At 73.1% G+C, this 22,064-nt stretch carries 22 protein-coding genes; 12 read left to right on the top strand and 10 right to left on the bottom strand.

The features are described from left to right. Nucleotides 1–10 precede the first annotated feature (10 nt). Complete coding sequence (locus ACNTMW_RS01980; protein ID WP_426631729.1) at nucleotides 11–334, bottom strand: PPC domain-containing DNA-binding protein; 324 nt, start codon at nucleotides 332–334, stop codon at nucleotides 11–13. 217 nt (nucleotides 335–551) lie between these two features. On the opposite strand from ACNTMW_RS01980, the gene ACNTMW_RS01975 reads away from it, so the two are divergent. From ACNTMW_RS01975 to ACNTMW_RS01960, 4 genes are all read left to right on the top strand, one after another. Next, complete coding sequence (locus ACNTMW_RS01975; RefSeq protein WP_426631550.1) at nucleotides 552–1,385, top strand: class I SAM-dependent methyltransferase; 834 nt, start codon at nucleotides 552–554, stop codon at nucleotides 1,383–1,385. A gap of 212 nt (nucleotides 1,386–1,597) precedes the next feature. Continuing rightward, nucleotides 1,598–2,722 carry an AI-2E family transporter gene (locus ACNTMW_RS01970; RefSeq protein WP_426631549.1) on the top strand — a complete coding sequence of 375 codons (1,125 nt, stop codon included), beginning with the start codon at nucleotides 1,598–1,600 and terminating at the stop codon, nucleotides 2,720–2,722. 104 nt (nucleotides 2,723–2,826) lie between these two features. After that, nucleotides 2,827–3,477: a DedA family protein gene (locus tag ACNTMW_RS01965; RefSeq protein ID WP_426631548.1), complete on the top strand. Its 651-nt coding sequence runs from the start codon at nucleotides 2,827–2,829 to the stop codon at nucleotides 3,475–3,477. A 78-nt stretch (nucleotides 3,478–3,555) separates the two neighbouring features. Next, the gene (locus ACNTMW_RS01960) at nucleotides 3,556–4,461 is read left to right on the top strand and encodes a DMT family transporter (protein WP_426631547.1); all 906 of its coding nucleotides are present in this window, start codon (nucleotides 3,556–3,558) and stop codon (nucleotides 4,459–4,461) included. Nucleotides 4,462–4,509: 48 nt separating this feature from the next. Here ACNTMW_RS01960 and ACNTMW_RS01955 read toward each other — a convergent pair whose 3' ends face one another. The 3 genes from ACNTMW_RS01955 to ACNTMW_RS01945 form a co-directional block, all read right to left on the bottom strand. Next, nucleotides 4,510–5,532, bottom strand: coding sequence for a cytochrome d ubiquinol oxidase subunit II (locus ACNTMW_RS01955; protein WP_426631546.1), 1,023 nt, complete (start codon nucleotides 5,530–5,532; stop codon nucleotides 4,510–4,512). Continuing rightward, nucleotides 5,529–6,917 (bottom strand): cytochrome ubiquinol oxidase subunit I, encoded by a 1,389-nt coding sequence (locus ACNTMW_RS01950; protein ID WP_426631545.1) that lies wholly within the window; start codon nucleotides 6,915–6,917, stop codon nucleotides 5,529–5,531. Before ACNTMW_RS01950 ends, ACNTMW_RS01955 begins: the two co-directional genes overlap by 4 nt. A gap of 99 nt (nucleotides 6,918–7,016) precedes the next feature. Further along, entirely contained in the window at nucleotides 7,017–7,898 is an 882-nt protein-coding gene (locus ACNTMW_RS01945) for a DMT family transporter (RefSeq protein ID WP_426631544.1), read from the bottom strand. A gap of 442 nt (nucleotides 7,899–8,340) precedes the next feature. Here ACNTMW_RS01945 and ACNTMW_RS01940 point away from each other — a divergent pair, with 442 nt between their 5' ends. The 3 genes from ACNTMW_RS01940 to ACNTMW_RS01930 all read left to right on the top strand — a co-directional run bounded on the left by ACNTMW_RS01940 (nucleotide 8,341) and on the right by ACNTMW_RS01930 (nucleotide 9,914). Then, the gene (locus ACNTMW_RS01940) at nucleotides 8,341–8,484 is read left to right on the top strand and encodes a hypothetical protein (protein ID WP_426631543.1); all 144 of its coding nucleotides are present in this window, start codon (nucleotides 8,341–8,343) and stop codon (nucleotides 8,482–8,484) included. Nucleotides 8,485–8,574: 90 nt separating this feature from the next. Continuing rightward, the gene (locus ACNTMW_RS01935; RefSeq protein WP_426631542.1) at nucleotides 8,575–8,787 is read left to right on the top strand and encodes a hypothetical protein; all 213 of its coding nucleotides are present in this window, start codon (nucleotides 8,575–8,577) and stop codon (nucleotides 8,785–8,787) included. 662 nt (nucleotides 8,788–9,449) lie between these two features. Beyond that, nucleotides 9,450–9,914, top strand: a complete 465-nt coding sequence (locus ACNTMW_RS01930; RefSeq protein WP_426631541.1) for a prolipoprotein diacylglyceryl transferase — start codon at nucleotides 9,450–9,452, stop codon at nucleotides 9,912–9,914. Nucleotides 9,915–10,128: 214 nt separating this feature from the next. On the opposite strand, the gene ACNTMW_RS01925 is transcribed toward ACNTMW_RS01930, so the two are convergent. Beyond that, nucleotides 10,129–10,320: a hypothetical protein gene (locus ACNTMW_RS01925; protein WP_426631540.1), complete on the bottom strand. Its 192-nt coding sequence runs from the start codon at nucleotides 10,318–10,320 to the stop codon at nucleotides 10,129–10,131. A 220-nt stretch (nucleotides 10,321–10,540) separates the two neighbouring features. On the opposite strand from ACNTMW_RS01925, the gene ACNTMW_RS01920 reads away from it, so the two are divergent. Continuing rightward, nucleotides 10,541–12,313, top strand: coding sequence for a S8 family peptidase (locus ACNTMW_RS01920; protein WP_426631539.1), 1,773 nt, complete (start codon nucleotides 10,541–10,543; stop codon nucleotides 12,311–12,313). 95 nt (nucleotides 12,314–12,408) lie between these two features. After that, nucleotides 12,409–14,577 carry a sensor histidine kinase gene (locus ACNTMW_RS01915; protein WP_426631538.1) on the top strand — a complete coding sequence of 723 codons (2,169 nt, stop codon included), beginning with the start codon at nucleotides 12,409–12,411 and terminating at the stop codon, nucleotides 14,575–14,577. 96 nt (nucleotides 14,578–14,673) lie between these two features. Here the strand turns inward: ACNTMW_RS01915 and ACNTMW_RS01910 are convergent, their stop codons facing one another. Together ACNTMW_RS01910 and ACNTMW_RS01905 are read right to left on the bottom strand one after the other, a co-directional pair. Continuing rightward, nucleotides 14,674–16,200 carry a ricin-type beta-trefoil lectin domain protein gene (locus ACNTMW_RS01910; RefSeq protein WP_426631728.1) on the bottom strand — a complete coding sequence of 509 codons (1,527 nt, stop codon included), beginning with the start codon at nucleotides 16,198–16,200 and terminating at the stop codon, nucleotides 14,674–14,676. A gap of 219 nt (nucleotides 16,201–16,419) precedes the next feature. Beyond that, entirely contained in the window at nucleotides 16,420–16,848 is a 429-nt protein-coding gene (locus tag ACNTMW_RS01905) for a PPOX class F420-dependent oxidoreductase (protein ID WP_426631537.1), read from the bottom strand. 134 nt (nucleotides 16,849–16,982) lie between these two features. Here ACNTMW_RS01905 and ACNTMW_RS01900 point away from each other — a divergent pair, with 134 nt between their 5' ends. From ACNTMW_RS01900 to ACNTMW_RS01890, 3 genes are all read left to right on the top strand, one after another. Next, entirely contained in the window at nucleotides 16,983–17,726 is a 744-nt protein-coding gene (locus tag ACNTMW_RS01900; protein ID WP_426631536.1) for a hypothetical protein, read from the top strand. Beyond that, nucleotides 17,719–18,444 carry a Fic family protein gene (locus ACNTMW_RS01895; protein ID WP_426631535.1) on the top strand — a complete coding sequence of 242 codons (726 nt, stop codon included), beginning with the start codon at nucleotides 17,719–17,721 and terminating at the stop codon, nucleotides 18,442–18,444. Before ACNTMW_RS01900 ends, ACNTMW_RS01895 begins: the two co-directional genes overlap by 8 nt. A gap of 197 nt (nucleotides 18,445–18,641) precedes the next feature. Then, a complete protein-coding gene (locus ACNTMW_RS01890) occupies nucleotides 18,642–19,202 on the top strand; it encodes a hypothetical protein (RefSeq protein ID WP_426631534.1) in 561 nt (186 codons plus the stop codon). Between the two features lie 96 nt (nucleotides 19,203–19,298). Here the strand turns inward: ACNTMW_RS01890 and ACNTMW_RS01885 are convergent, their stop codons facing one another. The 3 genes from ACNTMW_RS01885 to ACNTMW_RS01875 form a co-directional block, all read right to left on the bottom strand. Further along, entirely contained in the window at nucleotides 19,299–20,048 is a 750-nt protein-coding gene (locus ACNTMW_RS01885) for a phosphotransferase enzyme family protein (protein WP_426631533.1), read from the bottom strand. A gap of 270 nt (nucleotides 20,049–20,318) precedes the next feature. Beyond that, nucleotides 20,319–20,909 (bottom strand): GNAT family N-acetyltransferase, encoded by a 591-nt coding sequence (locus ACNTMW_RS01880; RefSeq protein ID WP_426631532.1) that lies wholly within the window; start codon nucleotides 20,907–20,909, stop codon nucleotides 20,319–20,321. A 211-nt stretch (nucleotides 20,910–21,120) separates the two neighbouring features. Beyond that, nucleotides 21,121–22,062 carry a LysR family transcriptional regulator ArgP gene (locus ACNTMW_RS01875; RefSeq protein ID WP_426631531.1) on the bottom strand — a complete coding sequence of 314 codons (942 nt, stop codon included), beginning with the start codon at nucleotides 22,060–22,062 and terminating at the stop codon, nucleotides 21,121–21,123. Between the last annotated feature and the right edge of the window lie 2 nt (nucleotides 22,063–22,064).

Here is a 22,064-nt window from a genome sequence, read left to right as displayed (position 1 = left end):
GTCGCGCCGCCTAGAGGGCCTCGACGTACGCGTTGACGAAGAACGTCTGGACCCGGGCCCAGTGCAGGTGGCCGGCGAGCGCCCGGTCCTCGGCCCCGAGGACCACGTGCAGGTGGACCTTCCCGTCGGTGATCTCGCCGGTGCCCGACAACTCGAACGGCTGCTCGTACGCGGTCCGGACGTCCTTGCTGGCGTCGCCCTCCGGGCGGGTACTGATGCAGGCGGCGTCGACCGTGCCGATCAGCGAGATGACCGCGCCGTTGGCCACACCGCGTTCGCGCAGGTCTCGCGACATCGTCTCGACGACTTCCTGACCGGGCCGTACCGGGATCATCAACACTTCGGCCTCCCGTACCGCGCGGGAATGGACGCTCCCGGCGACCTGCCCCGCGCCCGGTCGGCTAAACGGCGCCCGGGCGCCCGTGAGATCCCCGGTCGCCCCGGCCGGAGCCGCGGGGACAGGGTTGCGCCAGCCGTCTCGTACCGGTAGACCCGGATCGACACCGGTCGCCCGCCACCGCCGGTGTCGCCCTGTCCCCGAGGAGTGGTCGATGAGCACCGTGGTCAACGCGGCACAGGCACAGCGCTGGAACGGGGACACCGCCCGCCGGTGGATCGCCCAGCGCGAGCGGCACGCGGCGGTACGGCAGCGGCTCACGCCGTACCTGTTGCGCGCCGCGGCCGTCGCTGCGGGGGACCGGGTGCTCGACGTGGGCTGCGGATGCGGCGAGACGACGATCGCCGTGGCGCGGTCGGCCGGGCCGGACGGCGAGGTGCTGGGGCTGGACCTGTCCGGCCCGATGCTGGAGGTCGCGCGGCGGCTGGCGGCCGAGGCGGGCGCGACCACGATCCGGTTCGTTCAGGGTGACGCCCAGGTGTACCCGCTGCCCCCGGCCGCTCACGACGTGGCGGTCAGCAGCTTCGGGGTGATGTTCTTCGGCGACCCGGCCGCGGCCTTCGGCAACATCCGCACAGGTCTGCGACCGGGCGGGCGGCTGGCCTTCCTGTGCTGGCAGGATGAACTGCGTAACGAGGTGTTCTCGATCCCGCTGCGGGCGTTCGGAGCCCGCACGCGACTGCCCGTTCCGGCCGGCGCCGACCCGTTCGCCGACCCCGCACGGGTCACCGGTCTGCTCGCGGCGGCGGGCTTCACGAACGTCCGCGTCGACGCCGTCCACGAGCCGGCGCGGCTCGGGTCCGACGTCGCCGACGTGCTGGGCCATGTGCGGAACACGACCAGGGTCCGCGAGCTGATGGCACAGCTCGACGACGAGGTGCTCGCCCAGCGGGTACTGGACGCGATGGCCGAGGAGTACGCCGCCCGCCAGCGCCCGGACGGGGTGTGGGTCGGCGCCGCGGCGTGGCTGGTCACGGCCGACCGTTAGCCACTCGTCGGCCGGCCTCGATGTCGTGGCCCGTGTCACGGCCGGCGTCCGGCGTGATGTGTCACCACGGTCGAATCGACGAGGCTGGACCAGGGTCCCGCTGCGCCCCGGAGTCGCCGCGTGAGCGGACCCGTGACCGGCAACGCCGCAGCTCACGGCCGGCCGGTGGCCGGTTGAGGCGGCGGCGGGGTGGGTAGGCGCGGCGGATGGACATGTCACGGCGTCCGGCCGGCACGCTCGCGCCACCGGCGCTGCTGCGCGCGGCCACCGTCGTGGCCTGCCTGCTCGTGTTGGCCACCGGCGCCTACCTGGTGGTCCGGGCGCTCGGCAACATCATGCCGGTGACCATGGCGGTGGTGGCGGCGCTGCTGCTGGGGGCGCTGATCGGACCGGTCACCGAACGGCTCAAGCGGGCCGGCCTGCCGGACTGGGCCGCCGCGCTCGTCGGCGTGCTGGGCCTGCTCGTCCTCGTCGGCGGCGCGGTGTTCCTGGTCGGGCAGCGGGCCGCCGCACAGTTCGGCGGGTTGCGGCGCGAGCTCAGCGCCGGGGTCGCGCGGGTACGGCAGATGCTGACCCGTGGCCCGCTGGCACTGAACGAGAAACAGATCGAGCGGTACAGCGAGGACCTGCGCGCGACCCTGCGCAGTGCCCTGCCCAGCCCGTTCGCCGGCGCGGCCACGGCGGCCGAGGTCGCCGGCGCCGTGGTGCTGACGCTGCTGCTGCTGTTCTTCGTCCTGCGGGACGGTCCGGCCATGTGGTGCTGGCTGGTCGGATGCCTGCCGGCCGCGCGCCGGGAACGCCTGGACCGGGCCGCCCGGGCCGGCTGGCACAGCCTCTCGTCGTACATGCACGGCATCGTCCTGATCGCGGCCGTCGACGCCGCCGGCATCGGGGCGGCCCTGTTCGCGCTGCGGGTGCCGCTGGCGCTGTCCCTGGTGCTGCTCACGTTCGTGGCCGCCTTCGTGCCGATCGCGGGCGCGACCGTCGCCGGCGCCGTGGCGACTCTCGTGACCTTCGTGACCAACGGGCCCCGCGCCGCGCTGCTCGTGCTCGCCGCGGTGATCGCCGTCCAGCAGGCCGAGGGGCACCTGCTGCATCCGATCGTCATGCGCCGGGCGGTCCGGCTGCACCCGGTCGTGACGCTGTTGGCCGTGGGCGCGGGCACGCTGGCCGCCGGGATCCCCGGCGCGCTCGTCGCGGTACCGGTCTGCGCCTTCGTCTACCACGCGGTGCGCGGATACCGCGCTCCCGCGGCGGACGGCGGTTCGGCCGGCGTCCCTCACGACCACGACGCCCATCGGGACCGTTCGACCGCCGCGCCGCCGGGCGGCGGATGAGCGACAGCGGTCCGGCCGGTCGCTTCCCGGCATGTCACACGGTCGGGTGACGCCGGCTGCCCAGTATTCAGCCACGGCGATGACTCATGGGGCAGTCTGGAGGTATGGCCTCCCCCGATCAGCTACCGGGCTTCCTGGGGCACGTGGCGTCGCTGCTGGACCGGTACGGCTACCTGGCGATCGCCGGGCTGGTCGGGGTGGAGAGCTTCGGCGTCCCCGCACCGGGACAGACGATCATCGTGGCGGCCGCGGTGTACGCCGGCGCCGGGCGTATGAACATCGTGGGGGTCGCGGCCGTCGCGTTCGTCGCCGCGGTGGTCGGCGACAGCATCGGGTACGCCATCGGCCGGTTCGGCGGCTACCCCCTGGTGCACCGGTTCGGCCGGTACGTGCTGCTGACCCCGGAGCGGCTGGAGCGGGCCGAGCGGTTCTTCGCCCGGCGGGGCGGCATGATCGTCGTCGTCGCGCGCTTCATCGACGGGCTGCGCCAGTTCAACGGCGTCATCGCCGGGATCAACGAGATGGGGTGGAAGCGGTTCCTGGGGTACAACGCGGCCGGTGCCGCGCTGTGGACCGGCCTGTGGTCCGCCGTGGGCTACGCCGCCGGCACCCATGTCGCCGAGGTGTACGACGCCATCCTCGCCTACCACTGGTACGCCCTCGGCGCCGTGGTCGTGCTGGCCGCCCTCCTCGCGGCGCTGCACCTCTACCGACGCCGTCGGCGGCTGGCGGACGGGGCAGACCCACCGAGGTGACCGGCCGACGGCTTCCGGCACGGCGGTCCGGGTGTCCGCGGTGGGTGCGGCGGGTAGCTCGTCGCCATGGTGTACGCGATGGCGGTCTTCGCCGCGGCGCTGATCGGGATCGGCACCGCGATCCAGCAGCGCGCGGCGGCGCGGGCCCCGTCCGGCACGGAACTGCACTGGCGGCTGCTGGGGTACCTGCTCCGGCAGCGGCTGTGGCTGGTAGGCCTCGCCGTCGCGGTGACCGGCAACATCATCACCGGGGTGGCTCTCGGCCTCGGCGGTGTCACGCTCGTGGAGCCGCTGACCGTCACCGGGCTGCTCTTCGCGCTGCCCGTCGCGGCCGTCTGGAGCCGCTACCGGCTGGGCTCGCGGGAATGGGCCGCCGCGCTGGCCGTGGTGGTCGGGATCGTGCTCTTCCTGTTCGCCGGCGAGCCCCGGCCGGGGAACCGCACGGACGTCCCGCTGTGGCGGTGGGCGCTCGCCGCAGGAGCGATCGAACTGCTCACGGCGGCGCTGGTGCGCCTGGCCCGGCGGTTGCGCCCGCAGCAGGAGGCGTCGGTACTAGGCCTCGGCGCCGGCATGCTCTTCGGGCTGCAGGCCGCGCTGACCAGCACCGCGGTCCGCCGGCTGTGGCGCGACGGGCCGGCGGCGGTGCTGCTGTCCTGGACCCCGTACGCGGTCGTGGCGGTCGCCGCGATCGGCATGTTGCTGGCCCAGAGCGCGTACAAGCTTGCGCCGCTGTCGGTGTCGTATCCGGCGGCGGCCGCGGCCGAACCGCTCGCCGGGATCGCCATCGGGATCGGGGTGCTCGACGGCGCGCTGCGGGTGACCCCGCTGGCGCTCGTCGCGGAGGTCGCCGCCTTGGCGGTGATGACCGCCGGCGTCTGCACCCTGGCCGCCACCCACCTGGTCGACGCGCCGCATCAGCGTCACCCGCGGGCCGGAGACGAACGCAGCACGGGCCGGCGCCGGTCCGCTGGCGTCGTCCGGTGACCGGTGACGACCGTGTCCCGGCTCTCTCTCCTCCCATGGGGGAGTCGGCTACGGGCGTACTACTCCCTCGGGTGCCGCCGGCTCGCGGCGCTGGAAGAGCACGAACATCCAGATGAGCGAGGGGACGAGGATCAGGGCGCCGATCACCACGACGACCAGGGTGGAGTCGAGGACGGCGCGGTACGCGGAGACCTGACGGTAGTCGGCGTCGGGGGGCAGCATGGACGGGTACTGGGCGACGGCCCAGCCCCACAGCACCGCGGTGACGGCGAGGGCGGCGCTGCCGCGCACGAGGACGTACCGGCGGGCCACGAGCAGACCCAGCGAGACGATCCCGGCGAGCGCGGAGAGGATCGCCAGCGGCAGGGCGCGGTGGGTGAGGCCCTGGAACAGCAGGGGAGCGTCGGCGTGGAGGACTCCCGCCCCGGCGATCACGACCACGCCGACGACGATCCCGGTGATCAGTCCCCGCCGGCGGAACGCCTCGGCGAGGTCGGGCTGGCCCAGCCGCTCGGCGTCGTGGCACAGGTACATCGCCGCCAGGTAGGCGCAGGTGCCGACGGCGAGGACACCACCGAGGAACGAGGTCGGGTTCAGCCAGCTGGTGACGATGTCGCCACGGGCCAGGCCGGGCGGTACCCGTCCGGAGGCGATGCCGCCGGCTACGGTGCCCATGAAGAACGGCGTCAGGATCGACGAGAGGGCGAAGGCGCCGCCGAACAGGCGCTGCTGCCACAGCGTGGTGACCGCCTTGCGGAAGGCGAAGGCCGCGCCCCGGCCGATGATGCCGATGGCCGCCAGCGTCAGCGGGATGTACAGCGTCGACATGACCGAGGCGAACACCGGCGGGAACGCGGTCCACAACAGGACCAGTACGAAGATCAGCCAGACGTGGTTGGCCTCCCACACCGGACCGATGACCTCCTCGATCAGGTCCCGCATGGGCCGGCCACGGTGGGGGTTCCCGGCGAGCAGGTCCCAGAACCCGGCGCCGAAGTCCGCACCGGCCAGCAGCGCGTAGAGGGTCAGACTGATCCACAGGATCGCCAGCAGCGCCTGCGCGGCGGTCATGGTCTCGCCGCGCCCTGCTCGTGGGGGATGCCGGGCTCCTGCGGCGCCACCTCCGGGCCGCCCCGGGCCAGCCGGCGGAGCACGTACACGGCGGCGACGGTCATCGCGAGGTACACGACGATCACGATCACCAACCCGGCGACGAGTCCCGGCGCGGGGTTGACCGCCTGCGAGACGCGCATGTGGCTGTAGACGATCCACGGCTGGCGGCCCACCTCGGTGACGATCCATCCGCACTCCAGCGCGACGACGGAGGCGATGCCGGCGAGCGCCGCCAGCCACAGGAACCACCGGGTGCGCGGCAGGTCACGGCGCCGCCACCAGGACAACAACAGCCACAGCCCGAGCAGGAGCAGGCCGAAGCCGATGCCCACCATGATGTCGAACGACCAGTGCACGATGTTGACGGGTGGGCGGACGTCGGGCGGGAACCGGTTCAGACCGATCACGACCGTCTCGGGGCTCTCGCCGACCAGCAGCGACAGCCCGTTCGGGATCTCGAGGGCGTACCGCAGCTCGTTGTCCAGGTAGACCCCGCCGACGCTCAGCGGTACGTGTGAGTGGGTCCGGTACAGCCCCTCGGCCGCGGCGAGCTTGGCCGGCTGGTAGTGGGCCAGGAACCGGGCGGCCCAGTCCCCGACGACGATCTGGAACGGGGTGACGACGGCGGCGAACGTGAACGGCACCAGGAAGCCGAGCCGGTGGTACCGGTCCCGGCGGCCGCGGAGCATACCGACCGCGTACACCGCCGCGGTGGTGAACCCGGCGACCATGAACGCGGCGAGGATCATGTGGGTGGTCTGCGGCGGGGTGGCCGGGTTGAACATCGCCCGCCACGGGTCGACGTGCGTGATCTGCCCGCCGTCGAGGAGGAAGCCGCGCGGCTGGTTCATCCACGCGTTCGCGGTCACCACGAAGAACGCGGACGCCACCCCCGAGATGAAGACCGGTGCCGCCGTCCACAGGTGCACCCGAGGCGGGAGCCGGTCCCAGGCGTACAGGTAGATCCCGATGAAGATCGCCTCGATGAAGAACGCGAACCCCTCCAACGCGAACGGCAGCCCGACCACCTGCCCGTACACGCCCATCATCCCGGGCCAGAGCAGCCCGAGCTCGAAACTGAGAATGGTGCCGGAGACCGCCCCGATGGCGAACAGGACCCCCATCGCCTTCGCCCAGCGGTGCGCCAGGACGTTGTACACCTGATCGCCGGTGCGGATGCCCCGCCACTCCATGAAGGCGGTCAGGCCGGGCAGCGCGACGCCCAGACAGGCGAGGATGATGTGCCACCCCAGCGACAGGGCCATCTGTTCCCGGGCGGCGATCAGGTCGAGCGGGGTCGCGGGGCCGGCAAGCAACGGGCCGCCTGCCGCCGGCGTCGTCATACCTGGGCCGTTCCCGCCGTGTCGGGCGCCAAACGTGCCGCCCGGTCGCTCGGTGCACGGGGCGTCGTCCGGTCGCTCGGTGCACGGGGTGCCGCCCGGTCAGCCGGGTGGGTGCTCCGCGGGCCGGTCGCCGTGTTCGGAGTTCGATCGGGCCGTGGTGGCGAGCCAGATCGCGCCGGCCATGGCGAGCGTGGCGGCCGCCTGGACGGCCAGGCGCGGCCCGTCGGTGGAGAGCCGCTCGTGGAAGGCGGTCACGCCGATCGCGACGCTGGCGGCCGGATCGGCGATGGCGATCGCGGTGAGCGGTACGGCCAGCCGCCCGTTCTGGAAGGCGTTCTGGTTCAGGATCACCGCGCCGAGCCCGACGACCACGAGCGCATAGAACTGGCCCCGGGCGAGCACCGTGAGCGGCTCGGTGGCCAGTTGCGAGGTCAGCGTCTTGAGCAGCGAGGCGGCGATCCCGAAGAGCAGGCCGGTGGCGACTCCCAGCAGGGCGCCCCGGGTGGCGTTGCGGGTGCGCCATCCGGCGACGAGGCAGGCCGCCAGGACGGGACCGGCCCACAGCGCGACGCCCAGCCAGCCGGTCACCGAGGGTTCGGGTACCCCGGGCCGGGGGTCGGCGGCGAGCAGGAAGGCGGCCAGGCCGGCGCCGCCGGTGAGCACCACGGCGAAGTCGCGCGCGTGCACCGGCCGCCGGTTGAGGGCAGCCTCCAGGGGGATGGCCAGGAACAGGCCGCTGACCAGCAGCGGCTCGACGAGGACGAGCGGGCCGTAGTGGAGAGCGAGCGCCTGTAGTCCGGTGCCGACGGCTTCCGGGATCCAGGCCACCAGCCACAGGGGCTGGCGGAGCAGCCGCATGAGCAACCGGGGATCCAGCGGCCTGGCCCGCTCCTGCTGCTTCGCGGCCCGCTGCTGCAGCGTGGAGCCGACCGCGAAGGCGGCGGCCGCGCCGAGCGCAGCCACGACCGCGATCGCGTTCATGACGCCTGCCAGCCAGCGTCGTCGGGGTCAGCGGGCCACCCGGATGTCGCGCGCGGGGGTGACGACCGGGTGGGTCGACACGATCGCCCGGGTGTCGGTGGGCCGCGGCTCGGGGGTGGACACGCAGGCTGCCCTACCACGACGGGCCCCGGTTAACCGTCGACCACGTCCGGTGATCCGGGTGGCGGGTCCGCCCCGGATCACCGGTTGGACACGGTGACAGCGGTGGTCCCGCTCGCCATCGCCGTGTAGAACGCCTCCGCGGCCGTGGACCCGACCGCCGGCTACCGGCAGTACACGGCCGGATACACGGTGCAGAACCGGACGGACGCCCCGCTCATGAAGACCGCCAGCACGCAGATCAACCGCCATCGCGCAGATCAAGAGCAACACTGACGGAGAACCGATCAACGCCCAGATCTACCACACCAACGGCGACCTGGTGTACACCCGCCGGTACGCCAAGGGCGGCGCCGACTGGTACGTCAAGAACGGCGCCTACAACAACGGCGCCTACAACAACGGCCTGCCCGACGGCGCGGTCACCTCGGTGCACTTCCGCAACATCAGGCTGTGGACCAGGTAGCCACCAGGATCGCCGTCGTGCTACTGCTCGGCACGCTCCTCGGTGGCTGTGGCGACCGGTCATCGGCCCGGACGCGCGGGCCGGTGACCGGTGCGGCGCCACCGCCCACCTGGCTCCGGGGACACCGACGCCGACCACGTCTGCGTCGTCGCGATCGTCTTCACCAACGAGGGGGACCGGCCCCGGCCGTTCCCGGGTACCGCCGACGAGCAGGACCCGACACTGATCTTCGAGGTGCCGGCCGGTATCCACCTGCGTCGCGTTCCCGTCGGTCAGGGAATGGCGGGCCTCGCCGGCGGGTGATGGCCGTCCGGTCGTTCAGTGCGGCGCGGGCCGCCCGGTGCACGGACGGCGTGCCACCGTCCACGGGGGACCGGGGTGGCGGCTGAGGTGCCGCCCCGGTCCGTCGCGAGACAGCGGATCCATCGATGGCGTTCCGTAGGGGGGCCGGTCCACCCGAACACCGCCCGGCCCCGTCGATCCCCATGCGGTCATCGCCGACACAATCGCCCGACGTGTATCGAACCGGCCAATGTCCTCGATGGACTGATCCCCGCATATTGGCCTTGACCTGGCCGTACCGGTGGATCTCGGTTCCGTTCTCGCGGCCCGGAGCGCCCGGTCCGGTCCACGGCCAATTCCGTCCCATTTGGTCGGTCGCGCGGTGAATAGCCCGCCGCGGTCGGGGTACCGCGCACCCGCCGGCCCGGTAGCGACGGCATCGCTCGCCGCGGCCAGCCGGCGTGTTCCCACCCTGCGTCGCCGCACCACGCGCAACCCCCAGTAGTTCCAGGTCACTGCTCGACGTTGTCGTCTCAGAGGGAATGGTGCACACGATGTCTCAGAAGAGTTTCGATCCGAAGTCCCCGCACGGTACGTGGCGTCCGGCTCACCGGCGTGGCCGGGTGTGGCCGCGTCTATCGGCAGCGGCATCGCCCGCGGTCATGGCGGTATCGGTCGGGGTCATGGTATTGGCGGGTACCGGTGGGATCGCGGCGGCCAGCCGTCCACTGGCCGAGGCCACCCCGACGACTCCGTCCGCGACGGCGAAGGCGAAGGTGACCCCGGCCGGGAAGCCGGAGACGGCCGAGTCGGTGAAGAAGACGGAGTCCGAGGCGGCGAAGCCGGAGGAGTCCGAGGCCGGGAAGCCGGAGGCGCACAAGGCGGCGAAGCCGGAGGAGTCCGAGGCCGGGAAGCCGGAGGCGCACAAGGCGGCAAAGTCGGAGGAGCCGGAAGCGCGCGAGGCCGTGAGGTCGGAGGAGTCGGAGGCCGGGAAGCCGGAGGCGAACGTGACGCCGCTGGGTCCGGTCAGCGCCGGTGGCGGTGGTACGGCCGGCCGCGACGGTTCGCCGCTGCTGGCACTGGCCGCTGTCGGCCTTCTCGGCGCGAGCGCCTTCCTCGTGGCGCGGCGATGGGCCACCAGTGTGTGATCGTCGCCGCGGCCCGGTCGTGGCGGCGTGGCCGGCAGGTTGACCGGACCGGACGCGCCGACGACGATCGGCCGGACCGTGCGGTCGTTGATCGCGCCCATCGCCGGGCCGCCGTCGTTGCCCCGCCGATCCCTGGACGGGATCGGCGGGGCAACCCGTACCGGCGGTGTCGGCCCGGTCTCGCCGGGCGCCGGGGTGACCGTACGCAGGATCGTCAGTCCTCCGGCGGGAGCGGCTCGTCGGGCACGGCGCGGACCGGGTGGTACTCGGGCGGTGTGGCGTCGGGCTCCGGCCGCGCGTCGGCCTCGGGTACGACGAATGGTTCGCCCTCGGCTCCCTTCAGGTCGGTACCCGTACGCTGGCCCTGACGCTGGCGTTCGATCTTCTTGTCGTCGGGCTTGTTCATCGCCGTGCTCCCTCACCGACTCGACGGACCGGCTACCCGGCCGGCCGGCATCGAAACGGCAGAGTGCCCGACCTGCCGTTCCGCAGGGAGCGTCCCCCCGCCGGATGACACGGTCCCGCCACCGCACCCACTTTCCTCAGGATCGGTGTGCCGCTGCCGATCACCTCCGTCAGGAGTCCCGAACGGGGCTCCCGGACTCAAGGGGAGGTGAGTTCCGACAATGGGACCCGATCTGGCGATGGCGGGGGCAGGGAAGCCACCACCACGCCTCCGGCGTGCCGCGCTGGCTGCCGCGGTGGCCGCGGCGGTCGCGACCACCGCGGCACCCGCAGCGGCTGTCGCAGGAGCGAACGCCACCGGACAGCGGTGGCAGGACGTCGTCGTGACCGGTACGGACACCGGCGGGGCGGCCAGGGCCGTCGCGGCTGCGGGCGGTCGTCTCCTGGCGACCCTGCCCGTGGTGAACGGCGTCGCGGCCCGGTTGCCGCAGGGGGCCGCGCTGGGACCCGAGTGGGTGGTGGCGCCGCAGCGGGAACTGCGCGTGGCAGCCACGCCCACCGCGGGCGCCGGCGGCGCGGTCTCCACCGTTCGCCAGACCCTGGGCCTGGCGAACAGCGGCAACGAGGGGCGGGGCGTCACGGTCGCGGTGGTCGACACCGGCATCGCGGACGTACCGGACCTCGCGGGACAGGTGTCCCAGCGCGTCGACCTGACCGGTACCGGTGCCGGTGACGGCTACGGCCACGGCACCTTCATGGCCGGTCTCATCGCCGGTACCGGTGCCGTCTCCGGCGGGGCGTACCGAGGGGTGGCGCCGGGGGCGAAGCTCATCGACGTGAAGGTCGCCGACGCGCAGGGCCGCACCGACCTCATCACCGTGCTGCGGGGCCTCCAGTGGATCAGTGAACACGCGCGCCAGGTACAGGTTCTCAACCTGTCGCTGTCGTCCGGCAGTCCGCTGCCGTACCAGATCGACCCGCTGACCCAGGGCCTGGAGGCGCTGTGGCGCCACGGTGTCACGGTGGTCGTGCCGTCGGGCAACGACGGGCCGGGCGCGGGCACGGTGACGTCGCCGGGCAACGACCCGGTCCTGCTCACCGTCGGCGGTCTCGACGAGTCGGGTACCGCCAGCCGTCGGGACGACACGGTCGGCACCTGGTCCGGGCGCGGCCCGACGTGGCAGGGGGACGCCAAGCCGGATCTTGTCGCCCCGGCCGGGCACGTCGTCAGCCTGCGGTCGCCGGGCAGTGTGGTGGACAGGTCAAATCCACAGGCGCGGATCGGCGGTGACTACTTCCGCGGCTCCGGCACCTCGATGGCGACGGCCGTGACTTCCGGCGTCGTCGCTGCCGCGCTCGCGGTGCAGCCCCGGCTTCGGCCCGACGCGGTGAAGAGCCTGGTCACCGGTACCGCCTACACCGCCGCCGGGCTGACCCGGCCGGCCGGAGCCGGTGCGGGCGGCCTCGACGCCGCGCGCGCACTCGCGGCTGCCCCGGGTTGGCACAGTACGCCTCCGCAGGCGCAGTCCGACCGGGACACCGACGCGGTCGGCCGGGACGCCAAGCGCTGGGCGGCATTCGAGAAGGCCGTCCTGGACAGCGACCGCGCCGCCGCCGAGGCCGCGTGGAAGGCGTTGACCCCGCCCTCCCGCGACTGGGCGGCGCGGGCCTGGGCACAGCTGGACCCGGCCGCCCGTGCGTGGGCGGCGCGGGCCTGGGCGGCGCGGGCCTGGGCCGGCGCCGGTGACGAGTGGGCCGCGCGGGCGTGGGCCGCGCGGGCGTGGGCGGCCCGGGCCTGGGCCTCCGAGGACTGGGCGGCGCGCGCCTGGGCCTCCGACGACTGGGCGGCGCGGGCCTGGGCGGCGCGGGCCTGGGCCGAGGTCGACTGGGCGGCGCGGGCCTGGGCGTCCGACGACTGGGCCGCGCGGGCCTGGGCGGCGCGGGCCTGGGCGTCGGACACCTGGAGCGCCAGAGCCTGGGCCTGGCTGCGCTGACAGTGAACGCTGACGCGACGCGTGTTGGCCGCCCGGGTGTCGCCCGGGCGGCCAACGCCCCGCGGGCCGCGGCGCCGGACCCGATCCTGCGTCGAGTGGTGGCGGTGGGCCTGCTCGGCGCGGTTCTCGTCACCGTCGTGGTCGTCCTGCTGTGGAACCACGGCAGCGTGCTCGGTGGGGCCGGGCTGTCCGGTGCCTGGCTGCTGCCGGGCCTGGTTGCCCTCACCTGCCTGGCCGAGCTGGCGACGGTCCGGGTGCGTCACGGCGACGCCGTCGAGGAGCTGACCCTCTACGAGGCCGCCATCATCATCGACATCCTGCTGCTGCCGCCCCGCCAGGCCCTGGTCGCGGCCGGGCTCGGCCTCGTCGCCGCCAGCGTCGTCCAGCGCCGGGGGCCGGTGAAGACGGCGTTCAACGTCGGCACGTACGCGGCGGCGGTGTCGCCGCTCATCGGAGTCGTCCACCTCGTCGGCGGTACCCCCGGTGCGCTCACCCTCGGCGTACTCGTCGGCGTCCTGCTGGGCACCGTCGTCTTCACCGCCGTCAACCTCTGCTGCCTGGCCCAGATCCTCGGGGTCGTCAACGGAACCTCCCCGTGGAAGATCGTCCGCTCCGAGGCCCGGCTCTCCGGGTACATGGCCGTCGGCACCGTGGCCACCGGGCTCACCACCGCCGCGATCGGCCTGCACACGCCGATGCTGCTGCCGTTCATGGCCATGCCCGCGCTCGCCGTCACCTACGCCTACCGTGCCGCGGCCCAGGAGGCCGACGAACGTGCCCGGTCGGCCTACCTGCTCCAGTTGTCGCACGCCCTCGCGGAGCGCGACGACGTCGTGCGGCGGTTCCTGTTCCTCGTCCGCGAGGCGTTCGACGCGGACCTCGCCGTGGTCGTCCTGGAACAGGCCGGCATCGCGCTGTCGGTGGACGCCGCAACACCAGGGGACCTGTTCAGCGAGCCGGCGCCGGGTTACCTCACCGCACTCAGCGACGTGGTAGGTCCGACTCCCGTGTCGAGCGGCCTGCCGTCCGACGTCCGGCAGATGATGGTGGTGCCGCTGGACAGCGGCGGTCGCCGCTTCGGTGTCGTCGCCCTGGCCATCCGGGGGCGGCGCCGCGGCCGGCTGTCCACCCGCGATCTCACGGTGCTGACGCCACTGGTGAATGCCCTCGCGGCGGCCATGCGGGGCGCCGAGCACCTGGATCGGCTGGTCGAGGAGACCAGCAAGCTGCAGGCCGTCGTCGAGCAGTCCACCGAGGGCATCCTCATGGTCGACGGCGACGGCGTGGTCCAGATGTGGAGCCGGGCGTTCGCCGAGCTCACCGACGTGCCGAGCGCCGCCGCGACCGGCCGCAGGCTCGCCGACCTGCTCGACGTGCCCGACGCCGAGGAGCGCCGTCTGCTGCTGCCCCTGACCGCCGACCACCCCAAGGCCGTGGTCGAATTGACCATCTGCCGGCCCGACGGGGAGGCGCGCCGGCTACGGCTGGCCCACTCGGCGGTGTTCTCCGGCGACGCGCTGGTCCGCGACGTGGTCGTCGTCCGTGACCTGACCCGTGAGCACCGCACCGAGCGGCTCAAGTCGGACTTCATCGCCACGGTGTCACACGAGTTGCGCACCCCACTGACGCCGATCATCGGGTACGTCGACCTCCTGCGCAGCCGCGCCGACCGGATGTCCACGGACAAGCGCCGGAACTGCCTCGACCTCATCGCCGACCGCGCCGCGCACATGTCCCGACTGGTGGAGGACCTGCTGCTGGCTTCACGGATGGGTGACACCGACGACGACCTGGCCCTGGACGTGTCCTCGGGCACGCACGACCTCGCCGCGATCATCCGGCAGGTCGTCGACGACCTGGATTCGTCCCGGATCAGGGTTGATCTCGCGAACGAGGCCGTTCCCGTCCGGTGCGACGCCGGCCGGGCGTTTCAGGTGGTCACCAACCTCGTCGGCAACGCCCTCAAGTACTCCCCGTCGGCCGAAGACGTCCGGGTGGCCATGCGACTCGACGACGACTGCGTGCACGTGGACGTGTCCGACCGGGGCCGGGGTATACCCGCCGACCAGCTGGAGCGGATCTTCGAGAAGTTCCACCGGGTCGAGGATCCGATGACCATGAGTACCAGCGGCACCGGCCTGGGCCTGTTCATCGCGCGCCGACTCGCGCGTGCGATGGGCGGCGACATCGGCGTCACCTCGACGCTGAACGCCGGTTCCGTGTTCACGCTCACCCTGCGGCGCGCCGGCACCTCAGCGGTCTGACCGTCCGGGATCGCGGGCTCGGGGCGACCCGCCCGGTCCGGCAGGTCGCCCCGAGTACCCGTTACGCGGCGGTCGCCGGCGAAGCGGTCGTCCGGATCAGCCGCGGCGCCACTTCTGGTTGGCGCCGCCGGTGCACTCCCACTGGATCAGGCGGGCCCCGTTGTTGGAGTCCCAGTCCTTGACGTCGACGCACTTGTTGGACTGCGGGTTGACCAGGTCGCCGGCGGCGCTCAACACGAACTGCTGGGCGGGGTTGCCGCTGCAGTTGGCCAGCTGGATGACCGCACCGTTGTCCCGGGAACCCCAGGCGACGTCCATGCACTTGCCGAAGGCGCGGACGGTGCCGTCGCCGGCGAACGTCCAATTCTGCGCCGCCGTATTGTTGCACTCCCAGAGCTGGAGGTACTGCCCGTCGACGCTGTTGCTGTTGGGCACGTCGATGCACTTGTTGGCGTACCCGATGATCCGGCTCGCGCTCCCGCCGCCGGTGGTCACCAGCGACAGCCCGAAGCGGGCGAGGGTGGCGTTGACCGGCTGGAAGAACGTGGTCCCCCCGGTGCTGCAGTTGCCGGACCCACCGGAGGTGGTGCCCTGGGCCTGGTCACCGGAGATCCACGAGCCGCCGGAGTCGCCGCCCTCGGCGCAGGCGTTGCTCTGCGTCAGGCCGTACACCGGACCCTGGGCGTAGTTCACGGTGACGTTCTTGGCCTGGATCGTGCCGCACCGCCAGCCGGTCGTCCGCCCGGAACGGCACACCGACGCCCCGATGCCGGCCTCCTGGGACCCGGCCACCCCGACGACCCCGCCGCTGTAGTTGTTCACCCACGGCTGCGGCGTCCATCCACTGTTGACCTGTACCCAGGCGTAGTCGTTGCCGGGGAAGACCGAGTCGCGCACCGTGCCCTGGGCGGCCCAGTTCGAACCGGCGGTCGGGCTGCCGGCCCCGCCGCAGTGGCCCGCCGTGACGAACCCACCCACCACCGAGAAGCCGACGGAGCACAGCGCGTTGCCGTTGGTGATGTACTCGTCGCCGCCGCGGATGTCGGCGAGCGGACGCGGTGCCGCTGCCGGGTCGGCCTGCGTGCGCACCGCGCCGCGGTCGACACCGGCGGCCGCCACGAACGCGTTCGCCGCCGCGGTGCTGTCGGCCGTGACGACCACGCTGTTGGAGGTCGGATCCACGTACCAGGAGTGCACGCCCCGGCCGGCGCGCGCGGCCTGGTGGTCGAGCTGGGTACGCGCCCCGTCGAGGTCACGCTCGCTGTACCGGACGAGTTTCGGCTCCGCGCCCATCGACCGCACCAGCGACGCCTGCCGCTGGTCGGTCACCCCGACGACCAGTCGACTGTCGGGCGTGAGCCAGGCGCCGGCGTAGCCGGTGCCCAACCGGGCGCGCAGCGCGACCTCCGCCGTCCGGGCCGCCCGCTCGACGGACAGGCGCGTCCTGGCCTGCGCCGCGTCGAGGTGGAGATCGCGTTGCATGGCGGACAGCAGCGTCGGCGGGGCGTCGGCGACCTCGGTACCCGCGCCGAGAGCGGGCGCGGTCGGGGCGGCGCTGGCCACGGGTGCGCCGAGGAACGCACCAGCGACCAGCGCCACCCCCGTAGCGGCGGCAGCGAACATCCGTTTCATGTGGGCTCACTTCAGGTCGAGCGAACGGGGGATAGGGTGAGAGCGCTCTCCCGTGAGCCTGCCCGGCAATTAAATAGATGTCAATAAATCTTTTTCGTGCTGGAAATCTCGCTCGGCGTCACGATGCCGACATCGGCGCCGGCCGGGCCGCCTCGTCGGTCCGGCCGGTCCGGACGCCCAGCCGGCTGAGTCGGTCCGGCCGGTTCAGTCTCAGTCGGCGATGTCCCGGTAGGCGGTGACGTGCTCCACCCGCAGGCGTACCAGCAGCTCACCGGGTACGGCGTTGCGGGCGCCGAACTGCTCGGCGGCGTCCTCACCCATGTACCGGGCGGCGATCGTGGTCGCCCAACGTCTCATCTCGTCCAGGCCCTCGCTGATCGTGGCCCGGCCGCGCAGCGTGACGAAGGAGTACGGAGGCCGTTCGTCGTCGACGCACAGCGCCGCCCGGCCGTCCCGGGCCAGGTTGCGTCCCTTCAGTGTCTCCTTGCCGGTGTTGAAAAGCACGTCGTCGCCGTCGAGGACGAACCACACGGGGGCGACGTGCGGTGAGCCGTCCGCCCGTACCGTGGCGAGCTTTCCGGTACGCGTGCCGTGCGAGACGAAGGCTCGCCACTCCTCATGGGACATCCGCTCTGCCATGCGCCCATTCTGCCCGGGCGGCGGGCCGCAGGCGGCGGACGGCAGCGGTACGGCGCCCCCGTGAGGTGATCCGGGACGGTCGGTGAGCGGTGAATCGCGTTGATGCGCGGGCGGCCGGTTGGCACCATCGAGCCGTGCCCGACGACGATGTGCCGCCGACGTCAACTCCGCCGATCATTCACCCCCAGCTGCTGACGTGGTCGGAGGTCGATCCGGCCCGGCATCCGTTCGATCACGACGCGGCGCCGGCGGTGGTCCGGGCGCTACCGCCGGCCGCCACCGTGCCCACCCGTCCGTCGGGCAGGGCCGCGGACCCGGCGGTGATCGCCTGGTCCCGTCGGGAGGGTGACCGCTGGGCCAAAGCGATGAGCGCCGCGTTGGTCGAGCACTACGGCCGCTGGGCGGGCGGCTGGCGCTGGGCCCTCGATGAGGGGGACTTCGACGGCGGGCCGGTGGGAGCGTGGTGCTGCCCGCGCGACTCGATGACCACCCCTGAGGCGACGCTGACGGTGGTCACCGAGGCGCTGCGGGAGTGGCGGGGCTGGCTGGAGGACCTGGCCGAGCGGTTCCCCCGGTTCCTGCCGCTGCCGGCCGACGCCCCCGCCGATGTCGCGCTCGACACGTGGGAGCGGGCGGTGGCCCACCTGGTGACCGTGGTCGTCGACCGCACTGGCGGGGGGAGCGGCTGGTACCGGCACTGCGCCCAGGTGCTGGAATGGTTCCTCACCGCCGCCGGCGTACCGGAGGAGCGGCACGACCCCCTCATCGACGGCGCCGTCGGCGGACGATTTGAAAGCTGGAGCACCCCCTCGAACCTGGTGATCGCCGACGTGGCCGGGCGGCTGGCCGCCGACATCACCCGCCCGCCCGATGCGTGACGACCTGCTGACCTGGTGCCGACTGCGCGAGGAGATCCGCTGGGCCGGCGCGACCCGCCCCGCCACCGGGCCGGTCCTCGGGCGCCGTGACGGAGTGCTGGACTTCGTACAGACCACCGTGGCCGCCCGCGATCCCGACCGGGCCGCCCGACTGCTGGCCGCCCTGCGACAGGTACCCGCCGCCGCCGCGACCGGGCGGGAGTTGTCGTTCGACCTGCTCGCCACCTGGCAGGCCACGGTGCTGGGCGCACCGGGCATCGGCTTCCGCACCGGTCCGGCGTACGCCAAGGGCGGGCGGGAACGCTACGGCCTCGACCCGGACACCCCGCAGCGCTTCCACCGCTGCCTGACGCAGGCCACGGAGCCGGACGTGCCGTTGCCGGCCCGGGCCGCCCGCGCCTACCTCGACGTCTCGTTCTTCCACCCGTTCCGCGACGGCAACGCCCGGGCGGCCATGCTGACCCTGTACTTCGTCCTGCGGCGCGACCGGGTGGTGCTCGACCTCGCCGCGCCCCTGCTGGTCGTGGTGCGCCGCGCGGACGATCCCGCCGGTGCCCTCGACCTGGTCCGGCTGGTCGACGTGCTGATCACCGCGACCCGACGACGCGCGTACGGTGCCGTCCCGCACGGAGGCCCCCCTTCACCGGACGCGGATCCGTGGGGATGGCGGGTCAGCGGGTCCGATGGGGAGACAACGGCCGGTACAGCGCCCGGGTGAGTGCGGCGATGGTCCACGCCGGACAGATGGCCAAAGGCTTCGGGCAGCGGCTGCGCCGGGCCGCGACCCGGACCACGGCCGTCGCGGCCCCATCGGCCGGGACCAACGGCCCGTTGAGCCGGTTCCTGGGACCCTGCCGGCCAGCGGCTTCGCCGGGGGATCGTTTCAGTGTCGGACATCGAAGGGAAGTGAGGACAATGGCCACGATCGCGCAGGGCCGCCCGGTCACCGGTACGGGAACTGTCGCCACCGCGACCCACGAGACCGCTACCGCCACCGCTACCCGGTGCGTCTTCGCGGCCGTCCGGTTGGCGCTGGGCTGGACGTTCCTGTGGGCGTTCCTGGACAAGCTGTTCGGGCTCGGCCACGAAACGGCGGCGAAGGCGGCCTGGATCAACGGTGGGCACCCCACCGAGGGCTTCCTGAAGTTCGGGGCGAAGGGCCCGTTCGCCGGCTTCTATCACGCGATCGCCGGCAACGTGTTCGTCGACACCCTGTTCATGCTGGGCCTGCTGGGTATCGGCATCGCGCTGACCGCCGGCATCGGCATTCGCGTCGCGGCGGCCACCGGTGCGCTGCTGTACCTGATGATGTGGACGGTCGTGCTTCCCCCGGAGAACAACCCGTTCCTGGACGACCACCTCATCAACGCGGCGATCCTGGTCGGACTGGCACTGGTCGGCGCCGGCAACACCCTCGGGCTCGGGAAGTGGTGGGCCGGCACCGCGCTCGTCCGACGGCTTCCCTGGCTGACCTGACCCTGACACGACGGAGGCGCCCCGCGGGACGCCTCCGTCGTGTCAGGGTCAGGGTCGGCGTCCCGCGGCTTCTTACGGATCCCGCCGCGGCTGTGGTCACTCCAGAGCGGCGGTCCACAGGTCCATGTGTGCGTCGAGGTAGCCGGCGGTGGCGAGCCAGTACGGGCCGTCCTCGGTGAAGATCCTGGCCCACGGCTGGCGGTGCTGCTCGGCGGCGTCGCGCAGCAGGTCGTACATCGCCCTGGCGCGGCGGCCGAGCATGGTCGCCAGAGCCGGGCGTGACGCCTCGTCCAAACCGTACCCATCGACGAAGGCCCGTAGCCGCACGGCCGCCTCGCGGGGAGGGCGATCGGGGCGCAGTCCCGCCATGCTCTGGGCGGCGTAGGCGAGATCCCAGAGCCGGGATCCAGGTCCGGCGGCGTCCCAGTCGATCAGGACCCATCCCCGGTCCGAGCGCACCAGGTTCCACGGAGCCACGTCGTTGTGGCACACGAGTTCCTCCCGGTCCGGCGGGATGACCCGGTTCCATACGGCAGGTGTCGGGGGCACGAAGCCGGCCACCGCCCGGTGCAGGTCCGCCAGCATCCGCCCGATCGACCGCAGTTCCGCCACGGGGTACGTGCCGGACTCCTCGCCGACCTGTCCGGGCACGTACTCCAGCACCTGCCGGCCCCGCGCGTCCCGGCCCAGCGGGCGCGGGGCCGCGGTGAAGCCGACGGCGTGGAGGTGTTCCAGAAGGGCGTCGACCGTGTCGGTCCACGGCCCGGCCGGGCGGCGGACGGTGTCGCCGATGCGTACCACGCCGGAGGTGACGTTGCCGACCAATGGCTGTCCATCGTCGCTCATTCCCGCATCGTGCCCCGTGGACGCACCGCCCCGGTCACCGGTCGGCTCCCCGGTACGGTCCGACCACGGTCAGGCGGGCGGCACCGAGGTCACGTCGAGTCCGACCGATCGGCCGGGCCCGCACTACCCAGCGGTTTGCCGAGCACGCCATGACCTGCAGTGAACCCGGTGCGCCACGTTCCGGGCGATGCTCATCGCGGCCCGGTCCACCCGCGACTGCCCGTCGCCGTGGTGGCCGCCCGGTACGAGACCACCGTCGCGCGGTCAGGGCTACCGCGCGGGCCGGGGATGGCCGTGGTGCTCGGCCCAGTCGTCGGCGAGGATCGCCATGATGTGCGCGTCGATCCAGGCGCCGTCCCAGTGCAGGGCCTGCCGCTTGGTGCCCTCGTGAACGAATCCGACCTTCTCGTAGACGTGCCGGGCCCGCGGGTTGAACGCGTACACCTCCAGGTCGATCCGGTGCAGGCCGACGGTGTCGAAGGCGTGCGCCAACACCAGCCTGGTCGCCTCGGTGCCCAGTCCCCGGCCGAAGAAGGCGGCCCCGGCCAGGAGGATCCGGAATCCGCAGGACCGGTTGTGGACGTCGAGGTCCATCAGCACGATCTCGCCGGCCCACGCACCGGTGGCCCGCTCGACTATCGCGAGATCCAGGCGGTCGGCGTGCTCGGCTCGGGACGCGTACCAGCGCTCCAGCTCCTCGAGGCGGTACGTCCGGTGACTGCCGGTGAGCCGCAGGGCCTCGGCGTCCAGTCCGGCCAGGCCCGGCGCGTCCTCGACGCCTACCGGGCGGAGGACGACCAGATCACCGGCCAGCGTCGGCTTGTCGGCAAAGGAGATCTCACTCGGCACGACAATGATCATGCCTGGTCCCCTGCTGCCGGCGTCAACACCGTATCCGTCCCTGGTCGTCCGTTCGTGGCCGCCGTCGCCGGTCGTCCGTCCGTGACCGCCGTGGGGGGCTGTCCGTCCGTGACAGCTCTCGCTGACCGTCCGGCCTGAAGTTGGCCCGCGGTCGTGGCGCCGACCGCCACCGCCATGCCGAGCAGTTGCGGCCAGGTGAGCCGCTCGTCGATCAGCGGCGCCGGCGCGGGACGCCGACCGACTGGTCGAGGCGCTCCCGGCCGGCGGCCAGGACCGCCGCCGAGAGTCGGTCGAGCGACGGTGAGCGGAGCTTCCACTGCTGCCAGTACAGGACGACGTCGATGTGTCCGCGCGGCTCCAGTTCCACCAGGGCGCCCGACCGTACGAGCGGCTCGGACTGCAGGTCGGGCAGCATCCCCCAGCCCATGCCGAGCAGTACCGCGGTGAGGAAGTCCGCCGACGACGGTACGTGGTGCACCGGCGGGTCGATCCGGGTGCCGCGGCGGGTACGCATCCGCAGATACCGGTGCTGCAACTCGTCGGCGCGGTCGAAGACGACGACCGGGGCACGGGCCAGGGCGGCCGCCGTGACGCCGTCAGGGAACCAGCGCTCGCGTACGGCGGGTGCGGCCATCGGCCGGTACCGCATGGCTCCCAGTCGGGTCGCGCGGCACCCGGGCACGGGGTCGGCGTCCGCGGTGACCGCGGCGATGACGGTACCGTCGCGCAGCAGGGCGCTGGTGCGGGTCTGGTCCTCGCGGTAGAGGTCCAGGCAGAGGCTGTCGGCGAGCGGCGCCAGGGCGGGTAGCACCCAGGTGGCCAGGGAGTCGGCGTTCACCGCCACCGGCAGGGTCGGCGGTTGACCACCGGTGGCGGCGCCGGTACCCGCCGCCCCGTCCGCGCCCAGTTCCCGGGCGGTGTCCGCGACCAGGACGTCCACCTGCCGGGCCAGCCGTAGCACGACCTCGCCGGCCGGCGCGACCCGTACCGGCTTGCTGCGCACGAGCAGGACCTGGCCGGTGGCGGACTCCAGCGCCCGCAGCCGCTGGCTGACCGCCGACGGTGTCACGTTCAGCGCCCTCGCCGCGGCCTCCAGGGTGCCCTCGGAGACCGTGGCGCCGAGCGCGCGGAGCTGGTCGAGATTGAACTGCACGA

Source organism: Planosporangium spinosum (genome assembly GCF_049999945.1).
Classification (GTDB): Bacteria; Actinomycetota; Actinomycetes; order Mycobacteriales; family Micromonosporaceae; genus Planosporangium; species Planosporangium spinosum.
Note: the sequence above shows the minus strand (reverse complement) of the source record. Positions and strands in the feature narration are given on the sequence as shown.